Below are 15,646 nucleotides of genomic sequence, written 5' to 3'. Positions count from 1 at the left end.
ACCTATCGGTTGTATCGGATTTGTTGTTTGTCCAGCATACCCATCTGATCTTTCATCATTTTGATCTGGTCAGCCAACAATTTATTCTTGTCAGCTTTTTTGGCTTCTTGAAGTAATTTTTCTGCTTCGCGCTTATTCCGTTTTGCCATGGCAACACCAGCTAAGCTTAATTTTGCCAATGCAATGTTGTGGTCCATATGAAGTCCAAGTGCCAATGCTTTTTTGAAATATTTTTCCGATTGCATCGGAGCACGTTGAGATTCGATCAATCCAATCAACATGTTGTAATAACCGTGTTGTTGTGGGATCAATTGTTTTTCATAATTCGTGATTTTCCTCAGCCATTTTTCGGCGCTAGCCATATCTTGTTTGCGCATATACCATTGCGCGATGAGCATGTATTCATGGAAAAATACAGTGACAAAGCCTAGGATAGTGATCAGGATGCCTAGAATTCCCCATCCCCAATTTCCGGTCCAAAATAAGGCAACTGTTCCAATCAGCAATGCACTGCAGATGATGATTCTAACGAGATTTGACATAAATCTATGTTTAAAAAATATTTGTGTTCAATTTAATTCTGCAAATATCCGTTAATTTCGTCGTTTAAGCAACTTGTTCAAGTGGTTATTTTGTAAAATTATGTTTTCCGCGTATATGACGGTTTTCAGATATCGCTTTAGGGCGAGACCGACGTATCCATTATAAGTACTTTATGAATGGACAGAATTGAATAAATTTGCCATTGCATATAACTTTATCTATGTTTGGTTTATGGAAAAACTATATGATGATTCTTGGGCTCCGATATTGAAACCTTTGTTCAGTCAGCCCTATATGAAACAATTGTCTGCCTTTGTGCAACAAGAGCGTCAGCAGGCAAAGGTATTTCCGCCTGCTGATCTGGTGATGAACGCTTTTAGGCTTACCCCGCTCCAAAATGTTAAAGTTGTTATCCTGGGGCAGGATCCCTATCATAACGATGGCCAGGCACATGGGCTATCTTTTTCTGTCCCAGAAGGAATCGTTCCGCCACCTTCCTTAAAAAATATATTTAAGGAGCTACAAGATGATATTGAAGGATTTGTGGAACCCCGATCCGGGGATCTGACAGCTTGGGCTAAACAAGGGGTTTTGTTGCTCAATGCGACATTAACTGTGCAGGCGCATTTGGCTGGTTCCCATCAAAAAAGAGGCTGGGAAATTTTCACCGATAGTATTATACATGCTATTTCGCAACAGCGTGAACATGTGGTTTTTATGCTTTGGGGGAGTTATGCGCAAAAGAAGAGTGTATTAATTGATGCACGAAAACATCTTATTTTGACATCGGTGCATCCATCACCGCTTTCTGTTTATAGGGGATTCTTTGGGAGCAAACATTTTTCAAAGGCAAATAAATATTTGGGGGAGCATGGTAAAACTCCTATAGATTGGCGTTTGTCCTAGGCATATCTATCATTCTTAGAAAAACCTTTTTCACCAATAGTCAGCACACAAATATGTTCAAGTTTAATGGTATTATTAGCTTGTAGGATATGGCTGTATAGAAAGTGACTGTCATAAGTAATCTGATAAGGGCTTTCAAAATCTATCGGTTGGAAGGCTTTTCCGAGTACTATGTATTCTAGTTTTCCTTTCGGAGTAAAGCGATGTATTATTGCCTGACTGGTGCCAATGGGTTCGATATAGAACCAGGCTCCTTCGCCAACACCGCCAAGATATTGCGCTTTGGTTGGGATGGAACCAGGTTTGTCCTTTAGTACCATTCCGCCGATTGTGATATCTTCGGGTAGGGACCCTGCGAGATCAGAACAGATATTTGTTCGTAGTTTTTTTAATAAAAATAGTAGCGATGCGTATCTGTTCATTTTTATTATTTCAAGGCCGCCTGATTCTGTATATTTATAGATCGATCTATTCGGAGAGGCATTTACCAGGTTGCTCATTGGGCTTGCTTTTATCGTTTCGGGGAAATTGATGGAATGCCAGAAATGAAATCTTCTGGAAGCGTGGAGGAGGAGTCTTGCAATAAATCGGGAGCAGTTATTGGCGTTGAGGGCTACTGCACCATAGGGGTATGAACCTCTATGGACCCATTGGTCTGCGAAAGTTTTTCCGCTGTAAAAATCTATTCCCTGGACAATAGAAAAATAAAGATCACCCACACCTTGCATGGCATCTTTTATTTCTTCAAAAAACTGGACAATTTCGAGTAGGTTTACAATGTGGTCGCCGTCAATTTGTGCTTTAGTTTTAATGGTTAACTTGGGGTCGGAATCTTTTGAGCGAGCTCTTCCGTAACCCCTCGGGGCAATGTATCGGCCAAAATCGTAAAAATGAAGTTCACCTGTATTGCGCTCAATCAGAATAATACCAGTATGACCGACCTTAAAGTTCAGGTTTTTAACAAATCCTATTTTCTTGAAAAACATCATCCATGCCTCATCACCACGGATTGTAGCATCAGGCCAAGCAAGGATCATTGCTAGATCCTGATATTGGGATGATGTTTTCATAAATTCTTGGTTTAATATTCCAAAGGAATGATTGGTTCCTTTTTACTTGTAGACATGATCATCATGGTCTGGAATGTTTTCACAAAGGGGATTTTAGCAATTTTTTCCATAATTACACCTTCATACGCTTTTATGTCTTTCACATAGACCTTAAGAATAAAATCACAATTGCCGGTAACGTGATGGCATTCGGTTACTTCGGGAATCATCTTCACGGCAGCAACAAACTCGGGAATCGCATTGTGCGTATGGAAATCCAGTGAAATCTGTATAAAGGATTTGATCCCAAGACCTAATTTCTCCTCGTCTACAAAAGCATGGTAACTCTTGATGAAACCTGAATTTTCGAGTTTTCTTACACGTTCCAATGTTGGTGCGGGGGATAGCCCAATACTTGATGCTAATTGCAAATTGGTAATGCGGCCATTCTCTTGTAATAGCTTAAGAATTTTTAAATCTGTTTTGTCTGGTGCAAACGGCATATCTTAGAGTCTTAATAATCAATAGTATTTGTAAATATACAAAATTATATTTGGAAATTTAATAATATACAAAATTATTGATGATTAATAGATTTTGATTATATATCGTTTTGTGTGTTATAATTTTAATTGATTTAAAATCATTTGACTGTCATAATCGTTTGAAATGTGCTCATTTCGACGAAATGAAGTGATAAATGTCATTTTTTTATTAAAAATACCTGTTAGAGCGGATATAAAATGTATTTTATTGGCTTTGAAATTGTAACTTTGCAGTTCGATAGTTGCGGAGGCTAGACCCCTCCCGAATTAGTTAAACCGTGAGAGCGCAATATGAGTACTAAAGACGACGATTTATTAAAAGAGCTGGAGCTCGAAGAATATAAATACGGGTTCACTACAGATATCGAAATGGAAATCGCAGCCAAAGGCCTCACTGAGGAGACGGTTCGTTTTATTTCGGCAAAAAAGAATGAACCTGAATGGTTATTGGAGTGGAGATTGAAAGCTTTTCGTCATTTCTTGACGTTAAAGATGCCTACTTGGCAAAATTTCAGAGCTCCAGAGATTGATTTTCAAGATCTATCTTATTATGCTGCCCCAAAAGCAAAGCCACAGCTGAATTCCATGGATGAAGTTGATCCGGAGTTAATTGCCACTTTTGAAAAGTTAGGTATCCCTTTGGATGAACAAAAGATCTTGGCAGGTGTAGTAGCGGTGGATGCTGTTTTTGATTCCGTTTCGGTAAAAACAACATTTCGCGAGAAGCTGAAAGAACAGGGCGTAATTTTCTGTTCGTTTGGCGAGGCGGTTCAAGAACATCCCGATTTAGTAAAGAAATATTTGGGAACAGTAGTTCCCCAAACAGATAATATCTACGCAGCATTAAACTCCGCCGTTTTTTCGGATGGATCCTTTGTTTATGTTCCAAAAGGAGTAAAATGTCCAATGGAACTTTCTACATACTTCCGGATTAATGCACAGAATACAGGTCAGTTTGAGCGTACATTAATTGTTGCGGATGAAGGGGCTTATGTTTCCTATCTGGAAGGTTGTACTGCACCTATGCGTGACGAGAATCAACTGCACGCTGCAGTGGTGGAGTTGATCGCTGAACGCGATGCTGAGATTAAGTACTCTACCGTACAGAACTGGTATCCGGGTGATAAAGATGGCAAGGGGGGGATTTTTAACTTTGTAACAAAACGTGGAATCTGTAGAGGTGATAATAGTAAAATCTCCTGGACGCAGGTTGAAACCGGATCAGCAATTACCTGGAAGTATCCAGGGGTAATCCTAAAAGGCGATAATTCGATCGGTGAGTTTTATTCTGTAGCGATGACCCGTAATTTTCAGGTTGCGGATACAGGGACGAAAATGATCCACCTAGGCAAGAACACAAAATCTAAAATTGTTTCCAAAGGGATTTCTGCCGGAAAAAGCCATAATAGTTATAGAGGCTTGGTAAAAATCGGTCCGAATGCGGATAACTCCCGAAACTTTACACAATGTGATTCTTTGTTGATCGGTGATAAATGCGGGGCACATACATTTCCATATATCGAAAACCGCAATAAGACCGCAAAATTAGAGCACGAGGCAACTACGTCAAAAATTGGTGAAGATCAAGTCTTTTATTTGAACCAACGCGGTATAGATTCTGAAAAGGCAGTTGGATTAATTGTTAATGGTTATGCCAAAGAGGTGTTAAATCAGTTGCCAATGGAATTTGCTGTAGAAGCTCAGAAATTATTGGCGATTTCTTTAGAAGGTTCAGTAGGATAGATATAAAATAGTTGAGCAAGTCAGATAATACTAGCATCTCGCTCAATACTCAATACGAATAAAATGTTAAGCATTAAAAATTTACATGCGTCTGTAGAAGACAAACAAATATTAAAAGGATTAAACCTAGAAGTTAAAGCGGGAGAAGTTCACGCTATTATGGGGCCTAATGGAGCAGGGAAAAGTACCTTAGGCAATGTATTGGCTGGCCGTGAATCGTATGAAGTCAGTGAAGGTTCGGCTTTGTTGGATGGGGTTGATTTATTGGACCTTTCCCCGGAAGACCGTGCCCGTGAAGGCTTGTTCCTTGCCTTCCAATATCCTGTTGAAATTCCGGGAGTATCGAATATCAATTTCCTAAAAACAGCGGTAAATGATATTCGCGAATATAAAGGTTTGCCTCCAATGGAAGCAAAAGAATTCTTACAAATGGTAAAAGACAAGCAAAAGCTCGTAGAATTTTCAGCGAACTTAGCTAACCGTTCATTGAATGAAGGATTCTCTGGTGGAGAGAAAAAGCGTAACGAGATTTTTCAACTGGCGATGTTGAACCCGAAATTGTCCATTTTGGATGAAACAGATTCAGGTTTGGATATCGATGCACTTCGCATTGTTGCAAATGGTGTGAACCAGTTACGTTCTAAAGACAACGCTTTCGTTGTTATCACACACTACCAGCGTTTATTGGATTATATCGTTCCAGATTTTGTTCACGTATTGTACAATGGTCGTATCGTGAAATCAGGCCCTAAAGAATTGGCTTTGGAGCTAGAAGAAAAAGGATACGATTGGTTAAAAGAATATGATACACAAAACGCCTAATCTTTACACTGATAAAATAGGAGTGGAAGAGAATTTTGGCGATTTGATTAAAAAATAACATGAGTACATTAGTTTCAGAATCATTACTTCAACAAGTGTTGGGAGCTTTTAAAGAGCAAAGTGTTTCAGACGAACCTGCTTTCTTTACAGAGGCACGTCAACAAGCATTCGAACGTTTCGAAGCAGCAGGCTTTCCCACAGTTAAGAATGAAGAATGGAAATATACAAACATCCACAGTATTGTCAATAAGCCCTATGCGCTTGATGTAGATGTGGATATCGAGGGCTTAGATTTTAGTGCGGGAGAGATCCCAAATTTGGATGCGTACCGTATTATTCTGGTTAATGGTCAGTATGTATTAGCCGTAAGTGAGCTGGAAAAGGTAAAAGGACTTGAGGTTATTCCGATGGATGACGCTGTTACTGAGCCTGCCTTTCAAACACATTTTGCTAAATATGCTGATAAATCTGATAATATCATGGTAGCGCTTAATACAGCTGCTTTTACTAATGGTGTATTCATCCATTTGAAAAAAGGGGTTGTACTTGATAAGCCTATACAGATTATTCACGTAGCGACTGGAAAAGAAGATTTCTTTGCACAAACACGGAATTTGGTTGTTGTCGAGGCGAATGCTGAGCTTGAGTTGATCGAGAGCTTTATCACAGCTGAGGGTACTGCAAGCAATGTGCTTAACAAAGTTTCAGAAATCGTGGTAAAAGAGAATGCCAAAGTGCAACATTACTACCTTCAAGTAGCTGGGGCTGTAAGCCGCTATTTTAATCATACAGAAGTATACCAGGAGAAATATAGCCTTTATAACAACTACAACTGTAATTTCCCTGGGGCATCTTTTATCCGCAATAATATTAATGTGCGTTTGGATGCTGAGAATGTAGAAAGTCATTTGTACGGTATAAACCTGACTGCAGGAGAGCAGTTGGTTGATAACCATACTGTGGTGGATCACCTTAAACCACATTGTGAGTCTTATGAGTGGTATAAAAACATTACTCAGGATAAATCTACAGCAGTTTTCAATGGAAAGATCTTTGTTCGGGAGGATGCGCAAAAAACCAATGCTTTCCAACAGAACAATAATATGTTGATGTCAGATAATTCAGCTGTTTATACCAAGCCCCAGCTGGAGATTTTTGCGGATGATGTGAAATGCTCACACGGTTGTACGATTGGCCAGTTTGACAATGAGGCGTTGTTTTATTTGAGAGCACGTGGAATTGGCGAAGAATCAGCACGTATCCTGCTTGTACATGCCTTTGCTTTTGATGTGACGACCCGTTTTTCAAATGAGGTTGTTCGGAAATATGTAGAAGAATTGGTTGAAGAAAGCTTAAGAACGAACTAAACAAATCACACAAACTATAAACATATAAGGCGTTTACCAAGTCGGTAAACGCCTTTTTTTTATAAAGTATTTTTAAGGTCCTTTAACATGATTTTAACGGACTTATTTCGCTAATTTGTGTTTTTAGTGTTTTTCTTCTATTTTTGATTTGCTATGTACATGTCAATATATACAACTTACATTTATAAACCTTGGGTCTTATAGCTCAATAGGATTTAAAATCTGAATTGAACGGAATCTGTTCAAGAAATGAATAATTTATTTTTTCTGTGCTGTTCGCAAGTTTGCTTTGGTGAACCTTATATTCAGAAAGAAATCCCTTGTATTTTCATTTATTGGTCTAGGGTGCGTCATTAACCGTTTTATTTTAATGTGTTAGTCATAGTCACCCCGACGATACACCGATTGTATTTTTTATTTAAAATTTTATGGAAAAAAATAACTGGTTTCGTACCTATAGTTATATATGGATTGGACAATTTGTTTCTTTATTATCCAGTTCTGCAGTCAACTTTTCGATTATGATTTGGCTGAGCCTGACGCACAGGTCTGCTGAAGTGTTAGCTTTTGCTGCTATCGCAGGATTATTACCGCAAGCGATCATCGGGCCATTTGCTGGTGTCTATATTGATCGATGGGATCGAAAGAAAGTGATGATCATTGCAGATGGCTTTATCGCGCTCTGTACATTAGGAATGACCTTTGTACTCAAAAGTGATGGTACAAATATGTTTCTGATTTATCTGTTAATGGCCTGTCGTTCGATTGGTTCAGCATTTCACTCGCCAGCCATGCAGGCAATTGCGCCACTTCTCGTTCCGGAAGACAAATTATTACGTGTTTCAGGTATTAATCAAATGTTACAATCAGTAAGTAGCATTGCCGGTCCTGCATTGGGAACTTTGGCTATTAGCTATTTTCCTATTTCGACTGTCTTATATCTGGATGTTATTGGCGCTGTAGTCGCGATCACCTCACTACTCTTTGTGACTATACCCCACCTGTCCCGTTCTAATGTGAAGCCTTCTATTGCTGCTGTCTTGGATGATCTAAAACAGGGGATGAGTACTATTTATCATAATAGAGGACTAAGAATATTATTCCTATATGCCATGGTGGCGACTTTTTGTATTATGCCTGTTGCCATTATGTTCCCCTTGTTGACCATCGGTCATTATGGCGGCGGTAAGTGGGAGATGAGTATTATTGAGATTGTGTGGGGAGTAGGTATGCTTATTGGAGGCAGCTTTTTGGGACTTGCTAAAGTATCCCTAACAAAAGTGGTATTAGTGAACAGCATGCACATAATATTGGGGGTAACTTTTGCACTATCGGGATGGTTTCCTTCCACCTGGTTTATTCCGTTTGTTATGATGACAAGTTTGGGCGGAGTCTCCATGTCTATTTTCTCGGCATCATTCATGACAATTATTCAAGAGCAGGTTCCAGTGGAAATGTTGGGGCGAGTTTTCTCGCTTTATTTTAGTATAGCCATTTTACCGAGTATGATAGGGCTTCTTTTTACAGGATTTATCGCTGATGCAATCGGCGTATCGACAGCTTTTATTATTGCAGGTCTTATTGTTGTGCTGGTTGGGCTATTGTCTTTTATTAATAAGTCAATCATGAGTTTAGGCCGCACGTAAAAGTAAGCAAAAACAAAAAACGCTTCCAAATTTTGGAAGCGTTTTTTGTTTGGAGCGAAAGACGAGATTCGAACTCGCGACCCCAACCTTGGCAAGGTTGTGCTCTACCAACTGAGCTACTTTCGCGTTGATGCTACAAAAGTAAGGCATTTCTTCTTATTCTGCAAGAGAAAAAACAAAAAATCTTAACTTAAATCAATTGCATCGACACAGTTAATTCCATCTATAGCGGCTGAAATAATACCGCCGGCATAACCGGCTCCCTCACCGCATGGGTAAAGTCCTTTTACCTGAGGGTGTTGCAGATTTTCTTTGTTCCGAGGTATACGCACAGGCGAAGATGTCCTTGATTCTACACCGACCAATATAGCTTCATTTGTATAATATCCTTTCATCTTTTTACCAAATATTGGAAGCGCACCACGTAACGCCTCGTGTACAAAAGCTGGTAAAACTTCCCTTAGGTCTGCCGAGGACGTCCCGGGTTTGTACGAATTGTCCGGTAAATCCATGGACACACGCCCCTCGACGAAGTCAACCATGCGCTGTGCGGGAGCAACCAGATTTCCACCGCCAACCTCGAAAGCCTTGCGTTCAATCTGCCTTTGAAAATTAAGTAGAGCGAAGGGGTCATTTAGGGAATTAGGTACGTCTTCGAGGTTGATTTGAATGACGGTGCCTGAATTGGCATGTGGATTATTACGTTTGGAAGGCGACCAACCATTGACAACAATTTCATCGAGGTCTGTTGCACAGGGAGCGATAACGCCTCCGGGGCACATACAGAAAGAGAAAACACCACGATCATTCACCTGTTCAACGAGGCTATAATAGGCTGGTGGTAAATACTCACTTCTGACCTGACAATGGTATTGTGCCTGGTCAATAATAGCCTGCGGGTGTTCTATGCGGACACCCAGCGCAAAAGCCTTTGCTTCAATCAGCCAGTTGTTGCGATGAAATAATTCGAAAATATCCCGCGCAGAGTGCCCTGTCGCTACAATAACATGATCGGCCTTGATTTCCTCCCCACTGGCTAATTTTACACCGCGGACCTGACCAAAAGACTCAAGTATATCATCCACACGTTGGTCGAAAAGGAATTCGCCTCCAAATTCAATTACGCTTTCCCGCATTGCTTCAATAATATGTGGCAGCTTGTTCGTGCCGATGTGGGGGCGGGCATTCACTAAAATGTCGTTTGTTGCTCCATGAGAAACAAACAGTTTGAGGACTTTATCTACGTCCCCCCTTTTATTAGAGCGGGTATAAAGTTTTCCGTCCGAATAAGTTCCGGCACCACCTTCTCCAAAACAGTAGTTGGATTCGGGGTTAACAATACCTTCGCGGTTCAGCTTCGCAAGGTCGCGTCTTCGGTCCTGTACTTTTTTCCCCCTTTCGATTACAATTGGTCTGAGCCCCCGTTCAATACAGCGAATTGCAGCAAATAAGCCTGCCGGACCAGCGCCGACAATGATGACTGGCTTTCCTGTAAGAACGGATCTAAAATTGTTCTCATAAATCTCTGGTAACGGGAATTCGTCGATATAGTAAATGACCCGCGCTCTATAAACCACCTGTTTGCTCCGGGCATCGATAGAACGTTTACGGATTTTATAACCTTTGACCTGTTGGGGTTTCAGACGTAGCGCTTTTACACCTTGTTGTAGGATATATTGCTCGTCTTCGATTTTTTCAGGAAGGATAGCAATCTCAATTTCTTTCTGCATAAGCTATGGGGCTGGGTTTTTATCCCAAAACCGTGACAAAGTTACAGAATATTGGCTATTTGCCGATTTGGAAATAAAAATATTCTTATCTTAGTAAGAGCTTGGTATATGCTTTGATAGTGTAACCGTAAAATTTGAATAGTATTTAATTCTTTGAACAATGAAAATGAAAAGATTTTTAGTAGCCCTATGCGGTTTGTTTGCATTAGTGTCCTTAAACTCATGTGGTTATAATACGATGGTTTCTCAAGATGAGAACGTCAAAGGGAAATGGGCACAGGTTGAAAATGCTTACCAACGTCGTGCGGATTTGGTGCCAAACTTGGTGAACACGGTGAAAGGTGCTGCAAAACATGAAGAAAGCACTTTGACTGCAGTAGTTGAAGCGAGAGCTAAGGCAACATCCGTTACCATTAATGCAGATGATTTGTCAGAAGAAAATATTGCGAAGTTCCAAAAAGTTCAAGATCAGTTCAGTGGTTCTTTAAGCCGTCTTTTGGCTTCAGTAGAGGCTTACCCAGACTTGAAGGCAAATCAAAACTTCCTGGAATTACAGGCACAATTGGAAGGTACAGAAAACCGTATCTCGACTGAACGCAGAGCATATAATGAGGCGGTACAACAATTTAATACGACGGTACGTAGCTTCCCAAATAATTTAATGGCCGGCATGTTCGGATTTAAAGCCAAGGGTACATTTACTGCCGCTCCAGGCTCAGACAAAGCGCCGACCGTATCATTCTAATAATACCTTTATTAGAAATACACGATATAATGGATGATGCGGCTTACGTATGGGCCCTTCATCCATTTTTTATACATCATTTTATAGGCAAATGTTCGCATGATGGAGTGGAGCTGATAAAGAGCTTTGCGGACTAATGAAGATATTATATTATGGCTTTAAATGCAGAAGAACAAGAAAGAGTCGTTCATGCCATCAATGTGGCAGAAAATGAGACCTCTGGGGAAATTCGGGTTGTAATAGAAAACCACTGTCCAGATGAAGTTCAGGACCGGGCAACGTATTATTTTTCCAAACTAGGCATGCATAAAACCGTGTTGAAGAATGGAGTTCTTATTTATATTGCTTTAGAAGATCATAAATTTTCTATCATTGGCGATAAAGGAATAGATCAACGTGTAGAAAGTGATTTTTGGAATTGCACCAAAGACCTTATGGTCGAAGAATTCCGTATGGATAGAATTGTTGAGGGGCTGGTGAAGGGAATTGAACATGCAGGCAAACAATTAGCGAAATTCTTTCCCAGAGAGCATGATGATATCAATGAACTTCCAAATGATATTGTTTTTGGTGATCGCTAGTCAATAAAAAATAAAACTTATGTCGAAAATATTTTCTTGGGTCCGGATTTCAGTTATGGCAATAGTGCTGTGGGCGCTGACTTTCATGACTGCAATAGGACAGGATTTTCCCGAGACCCCTGATAAGCTTGTCAATGATTATACAAATACATTGACCGCCAGTCAAAAACAGCAATTGGAGCAAAAGCTGTTGGCATTTGAAGATTCTACATCGACGCAGATTGCTGTCGTTGTCATGAACTCTACCGGAGGTTATGATATTTCTGATTATGCGGTCCGTTTGGCGAAAAAGTGGGGCGTCGGTAATAAAAAGTACAATAATGGTATTTTATTATTGGCAGCATTGGGTGACCGAGCTGTGACCATTCAAACGGGGTATGGGATTGAAGGAGCTGTTCCAGATGCAATAGCCTATCGTATTATTGAGAATGATATCAAGCCAGCATTTCGTCAGGGTGATTATTATGGTGGAGTAGATAAAGCGACGAATTCCCTGATTTCGTATGCAAAAGGAGAATATAAAGCTGATCCCAAACAACCTAGTGGTGGTGGCTCCGGATCAATTATTTTTGTCATCATTGTAGTGATATTTCTTGTTGTGATGTTTTCAAATCGAGGCGGAGGCGGAAAAGGTGGTGGTCGTGTGATGAACGGTCGCGGCTCTTCCGATATTTTCTGGTGGACCTTGCTTAACGGTCTTGGTGGTGGTAATCGTGGTGGAGACGGTTTTGGTGGCGGTTCCGGCGGTGGATTCGGTGGATTCGGCGGTGGTGATTTCGGCGGTGGCGGGGCCTCGGGGCGTTGGTAACAACTTTGCTAAATAATGTTAAATAGCGTGACAGTGCAAAGGAAATGTTTTACATTTATGGGAAGTATATAATTATGAAAAAGGGAATATTAATGGGTTTAAGCTTTTTACCAGCCTTATTGATGGCACAAGAAAGCTATACAGTGACAGGAAAAGTGAATGCTACTTCTGATAAAGCCAAGGTGTTTATGCAATACGCCAACAATGGTACCCGTCAGCTAGATTCAGCAGCTGTCCTTAAAGGTGAGTTTAAATTCAACGGTCAGGTAGCTTCTCCAACTAAAGGTGTAATGATTTATTCTCCTGATGGACTTTCTTTCGGAGAGCTAAGAGGAGCTCAGAAACAACCTGAAACAGCACAATTGTATTTATCCAAAGGGGTGATCAAGGTAGATGCAACAAAAGGATTTAAAGAAGCGACAATCACAGGTACAGCGATCAACGATGATTTTACTCAATACAAAGCTTTTGTAAAACCGTATACCGACGCATATGAGGGATTAAATCAACAATATTTTGGTGCTTCTGATGCTCAAAAACAAGACCCAAAATTCATTGAAGGATTGCAAAAACAAGCTGGTGAGATTTCTGAAAAGATGGAAAAAGCTGACGCTGAATTTATCAGTAAGAATCCAAAAAGCTGGTATACATTGGATCTATTGGCGGAAAATGTGAGCGGAGAAAATGTGAATGAATATGTAACATCCTTTGATAAGCTGTCTCCGGAATTGAAAAATTCTGAAAAAGGAAAAGAATTGGCAGAGCGCATACAAAAGTTAAAAGCGGTTGCCGTAGGCTCTATAGCTCCTGATTTTACCTTACCTGATACGACTGGCAAAAATGTTGCTTTATCTTCACTGCGTGGAAAGTATGTGTTGTTAGATTTTTGGGCGAGCTGGTGTGGACCTTGTCGTCACGAAAATCCAAACGTTGTCGCGGCCTTCAATAAATTTAAAGATAAAGGATTTACGGTGTTTGGTGTTTCCTTGGATAACCCTGGCAAAAAAGATGCTTGGATGAAAGCAATCCATGACGATAATTTACAGCAATGGCCACATGTATCCGATTTACAAGGCTGGAAATCTGCTCCTGTAAAATTGTACGAAGTGCGCGGAATTCCACAAAACTTCTTAATTGATCCTTCGGGAAAAATTGTCGCTTCAAATCTAAGAGGAGAAGCTTTGGAAGCTAAATTAGCGGAATTGTTGAAATAGTCTGATCTTACAGTCTAAGACTGCACTATACAAGGCACTTATTTAAAATCTCTATATATGGGAGATTTTGAATAAGTGTTTTTTGTTAAGGCTTAGCTTACATATCTTTTCTTTACCTTTGTTTAGGAAGTTGATTTGGATTTCCCCTCTTTGAGCGGTTGAGAATTGTATGGATGCTTTGGAAGGATCCGGTCAAGCAAGAAACAAGAGGAAGTCATCAAACCGGGTGTCGTAGTACACTTAGAAAATAATAAAATGAGAAAGAATCTGATTGTGTTGATGGCTTTGGCTATATGTGCCGTTGCCTGTAATTCGAAGAAAGAAAACGGTGTCCCAGTGGTTAACCTGGAGGCGCTCAGTGCAATTCCTTTGGATCATTCCATCGATACGCTAGCTAAGGGGACAGCGTTTATTGATGTAACATTACCAGCTAATGCGCGAATCGATGAATTGTCGCAACAGGAACTAGGCCTATTAAAGGCTGCCGCCTATCGTTTCTATCGTCATGTATCTTTAGAAGACAATCAGTATAAGGTAGATATCAAAGACCCGAAGTCCCTGCATATAGCCGATCAGGTTGTTACGGCCTATGAGCAAGCAATTACAAATACCAATCATTTTGCCGATTCAATGGCTAAGGCGGGGCAGGCGATCCAGCTGCCTGTCGTTAATGCAGAATATCTAAATAATTTGTTGAAATAGTGATCTCAATGAAGAGATTAAATTTATCATGCGGGGTATAGTATTGTAATACATACAAAAACGGCATGTCCATACTTTTTGGACATGCCGTTTCTGCTATAATTTATTCGTATCCCCCTACGATTTTTTCAAATATTCTTTCTCAGGGAAGTATCTTAACTTTTTGGGTAGGCCTCGTTTGCCTAACTCGCGATCTAGAAAACTACCTTTTATAGTGACAGTATCTCAATGATACGAAGCAGATCTTCGTTAAGTTTTACGTTATGTTTAATAGCGCTCTTGAAAGGAGTAAATCTAACGTCACTACAGATCAGCCCGGCCATTTCACCTCTACGGCCGGCAACAAGCGCTTCTACTGCCGCAACGCCAAGTCTGCTTGCCAATACACGGTCCATACATGTAGGGCTACCACCACGTTGGATGTGACCTAAAATAGAAAGTCGTACATCATAATGCGGGAAATTTTCTTTTATTTTTTCCGAAACGACCATTCCGCCTTCTTTATCACCTTCGGCAACGATGATAATACGTGAGGATTTATTCTTACGGCTCTTATCCAGCCTTTTCATGATTGCATCGTAGTCAACCTCAAACTCAGGAACCAATACAGCTTCAGCACCGGTACTTATTCCTGAACGGATGGCGATCAAACCCGAATCACGTCCCATGACCTCGATAACAAAAACCCTATCATGGGATTCTGCAGTGTCACGGATCTTATCTACTGCCTGAATAACAGTATTAATTGCTGTATCATAACCAATGGTAAAATCAGTCCCGGCCAAATCATTGTCGATCGTGCCCGGTAGACCGATGATTGGAAAGTCAAACTCATCGATGAATTTTGACGCGCCTGTAAAAGTTCCGTCACCACCGATGACAACCATCGCATCAATTTCATGGCTACGTAAATTATCATAAGCTTGTTTACGGCCTTCTATGGTCTTGAAAGCCTCACTGCGCGCAGTTTTTAGGATTGTGCCACCACGCTGTATGATATTGGCCACGGATTTGGCATCCATTGGGAAAATTTCTCCATTTACCAAACCATCATAGCCCCTGCGTACACCAAATACCTCAAGATTGTTAAAGATACCCGCTCTCACGACAGCGCGAATACCGGCATTCATTCCTGGAGCATCTCCTCCAGATGTCAAAACAGCAATTTTTTTAATGTTACTCATACGTACTCAAACTTAGCTATTTTTACGTTTATATACAATTATATTTCTGTTATAAAAAGTT

General features: G+C 40.4%; 15 protein-coding genes and 1 tRNA gene. 10 read left to right on the top strand and 6 right to left on the bottom strand.

Translation table 11 applies throughout. From position 1 onward, the window contains the following. Positions 1-2: 2 nt before the first annotated feature. Complete coding sequence (locus BWD42_RS15370) at positions 3-542, bottom strand: tetratricopeptide repeat protein (protein ID WP_077437270.1); 540 nt, start codon at positions 540-542, stop codon at positions 3-5. A 232-nt stretch (positions 543-774) separates the two neighbouring features. Between BWD42_RS15370 and ung the strand changes: the two genes are divergently transcribed. Continuing rightward, positions 775-1,449, top strand: a complete 675-nt coding sequence (ung, locus tag BWD42_RS15365) for a uracil-DNA glycosylase (protein ID WP_077437385.1) — start codon at positions 775-777, stop codon at positions 1,447-1,449. Here ung and BWD42_RS15360 read toward each other — a convergent pair. Next, entirely contained in the window at positions 1,446-2,519 is a 1,074-nt protein-coding gene (locus tag BWD42_RS15360) for a DUF6695 family protein (RefSeq protein ID WP_077437269.1), read from the bottom strand. The two genes, ung and BWD42_RS15360, sit on opposite strands and share 4 nt — an antisense overlap. Positions 2,520-2,530: 11 nt before the next feature. After that, a complete protein-coding gene (locus tag BWD42_RS15355; protein WP_028071042.1) occupies positions 2,531-3,001 on the bottom strand; it encodes an Lrp/AsnC family transcriptional regulator in 471 nt (156 codons plus the stop codon). 333 nt (positions 3,002-3,334) lie between these two features. Here BWD42_RS15355 and sufB point away from each other — a divergent pair, with 333 nt between their 5' ends. The 4 genes from sufB to BWD42_RS15335 all read left to right on the top strand — a co-directional run bounded on the left by sufB (position 3,335) and on the right by BWD42_RS15335 (position 8,621). Beyond that, positions 3,335-4,786: a Fe-S cluster assembly protein SufB gene (gene sufB / locus BWD42_RS15350; RefSeq protein ID WP_077437268.1), complete on the top strand. Its 1,452-nt coding sequence runs from the start codon at positions 3,335-3,337 to the stop codon at positions 4,784-4,786. A 63-nt stretch (positions 4,787-4,849) separates the two neighbouring features. Next, entirely contained in the window at positions 4,850-5,608 is a 759-nt protein-coding gene (gene sufC, locus BWD42_RS15345; protein ID WP_077437267.1) for a Fe-S cluster assembly ATPase SufC, read from the top strand. A 59-nt stretch (positions 5,609-5,667) separates the two neighbouring features. After that, positions 5,668-6,975, top strand: coding sequence for a Fe-S cluster assembly protein SufD (gene sufD, locus BWD42_RS15340; protein WP_077437266.1), 1,308 nt, complete (start codon positions 5,668-5,670; stop codon positions 6,973-6,975). A 428-nt stretch (positions 6,976-7,403) separates the two neighbouring features. Next, the gene (locus BWD42_RS15335; protein WP_077437265.1) at positions 7,404-8,621 is read left to right on the top strand and encodes an MFS transporter; all 1,218 of its coding nucleotides are present in this window, start codon (positions 7,404-7,406) and stop codon (positions 8,619-8,621) included. A 50-nt stretch (positions 8,622-8,671) separates the two neighbouring features. On the opposite strand, the gene BWD42_RS15330 is transcribed toward BWD42_RS15335, so the two are convergent. Further along, positions 8,672-8,747, bottom strand: a tRNA-Gly gene (locus BWD42_RS15330). Between the two features lie 59 nt (positions 8,748-8,806). Beyond that, the gene (locus BWD42_RS15325; protein ID WP_077437264.1) at positions 8,807-10,351 is read right to left on the bottom strand and encodes an NAD(P)/FAD-dependent oxidoreductase; all 1,545 of its coding nucleotides are present in this window, start codon (positions 10,349-10,351) and stop codon (positions 8,807-8,809) included. 166 nt (positions 10,352-10,517) lie between these two features. On the opposite strand from BWD42_RS15325, the gene BWD42_RS15320 reads away from it, so the two are divergent. The 5 genes from BWD42_RS15320 to BWD42_RS15300 all read left to right on the top strand — a co-directional run bounded on the left by BWD42_RS15320 (position 10,518) and on the right by BWD42_RS15300 (position 14,401). Continuing rightward, positions 10,518-11,096 carry a LemA family protein gene (locus BWD42_RS15320; RefSeq protein ID WP_077437384.1) on the top strand — a complete coding sequence of 193 codons (579 nt, stop codon included), beginning with the start codon at positions 10,518-10,520 and terminating at the stop codon, positions 11,094-11,096. 152 nt (positions 11,097-11,248) lie between these two features. Further along, positions 11,249-11,677, top strand: coding sequence for a TPM domain-containing protein (locus tag BWD42_RS15315; RefSeq protein ID WP_077437263.1), 429 nt, complete (start codon positions 11,249-11,251; stop codon positions 11,675-11,677). 19 nt (positions 11,678-11,696) lie between these two features. Further along, positions 11,697-12,485 (top strand): TPM domain-containing protein, encoded by a 789-nt coding sequence (locus BWD42_RS15310; RefSeq protein WP_410528290.1) that lies wholly within the window; start codon positions 11,697-11,699, stop codon positions 12,483-12,485. 74 nt (positions 12,486-12,559) lie between these two features. Further along, positions 12,560-13,699 (top strand): TlpA disulfide reductase family protein, encoded by a 1,140-nt coding sequence (locus BWD42_RS15305; protein WP_077437382.1) that lies wholly within the window; start codon positions 12,560-12,562, stop codon positions 13,697-13,699. Positions 13,700-13,954: 255 nt separating this feature from the next. After that, complete coding sequence (locus BWD42_RS15300) at positions 13,955-14,401, top strand: hypothetical protein (RefSeq protein WP_077437381.1); 447 nt, start codon at positions 13,955-13,957, stop codon at positions 14,399-14,401. A 209-nt stretch (positions 14,402-14,610) separates the two neighbouring features. On the opposite strand, the gene pfkA is transcribed toward BWD42_RS15300, so the two are convergent. After that, entirely contained in the window at positions 14,611-15,585 is a 975-nt protein-coding gene (pfkA, locus tag BWD42_RS15295) for a 6-phosphofructokinase (RefSeq protein WP_077437262.1), read from the bottom strand. Positions 15,586-15,646 lie beyond the last annotated feature (61 nt).

This window comes from Sphingobacterium sp. CZ-UAM (assembly GCF_002000245.1).
Classification (GTDB): Bacteria; Bacteroidota; Bacteroidia; order Sphingobacteriales; family Sphingobacteriaceae; genus Sphingobacterium.
Note: the sequence above shows the minus strand (reverse complement) of the source record. Positions and strands in the feature narration are given on the sequence as shown.

What these genes read in the sequence shown, in the direction of transcription:
- BWD42_RS15335 (WP_077437265.1), top strand. Translation starts at nt 7,404, where the DNA reads ATGGAAAAAAATAACTGGTTTCGTACCTATAGTTATATATGGATTGGA.
- BWD42_RS15310 (WP_410528290.1), top strand. Translation starts at nt 11,697, where the DNA reads ATGTCGAAAATATTTTCTTGGGTCCGGATTTCAGTTATGGCAATAGTG.
- BWD42_RS15300 (WP_077437381.1), top strand. Translation starts at nt 13,955, where the DNA reads ATGAGAAAGAATCTGATTGTGTTGATGGCTTTGGCTATATGTGCCGTT.
- pfkA (WP_077437262.1), bottom strand. Translation starts at nt 15,585, where the DNA reads ATGAGTAACATTAAAAAAATTGCTGTTTTGACATCTGGAGGAGATGCT.
- BWD42_RS15355 (WP_028071042.1), bottom strand. Translation starts at nt 3,001, where the DNA reads ATGCCGTTTGCACCAGACAAAACAGATTTAAAAATTCTTAAGCTATTA.
- BWD42_RS15315 (WP_077437263.1), top strand. Translation starts at nt 11,249, where the DNA reads ATGGCTTTAAATGCAGAAGAACAAGAAAGAGTCGTTCATGCCATCAAT.
- BWD42_RS15325 (WP_077437264.1), bottom strand. Translation starts at nt 10,351, where the DNA reads ATGCAGAAAGAAATTGAGATTGCTATCCTTCCTGAAAAAATCGAAGAC.
- BWD42_RS15370 (WP_077437270.1), bottom strand. Translation starts at nt 542, where the DNA reads ATGTCAAATCTCGTTAGAATCATCATCTGCAGTGCATTGCTGATTGGA.
- BWD42_RS15305 (WP_077437382.1), top strand. Translation starts at nt 12,560, where the DNA reads ATGAAAAAGGGAATATTAATGGGTTTAAGCTTTTTACCAGCCTTATTG.
- sufC (WP_077437267.1), top strand. Translation starts at nt 4,850, where the DNA reads ATGTTAAGCATTAAAAATTTACATGCGTCTGTAGAAGACAAACAAATA.
- BWD42_RS15360 (WP_077437269.1), bottom strand. Translation starts at nt 2,519, where the DNA reads ATGAAAACATCATCCCAATATCAGGATCTAGCAATGATCCTTGCTTGG.
- BWD42_RS15320 (WP_077437384.1), top strand. Translation starts at nt 10,518, where the DNA reads ATGAAAAGATTTTTAGTAGCCCTATGCGGTTTGTTTGCATTAGTGTCC.
- sufD (WP_077437266.1), top strand. Translation starts at nt 5,668, where the DNA reads ATGAGTACATTAGTTTCAGAATCATTACTTCAACAAGTGTTGGGAGCT.
- ung (WP_077437385.1), top strand. Translation starts at nt 775, where the DNA reads ATGGAAAAACTATATGATGATTCTTGGGCTCCGATATTGAAACCTTTG.
- sufB (WP_077437268.1), top strand. Translation starts at nt 3,335, where the DNA reads ATGAGTACTAAAGACGACGATTTATTAAAAGAGCTGGAGCTCGAAGAA.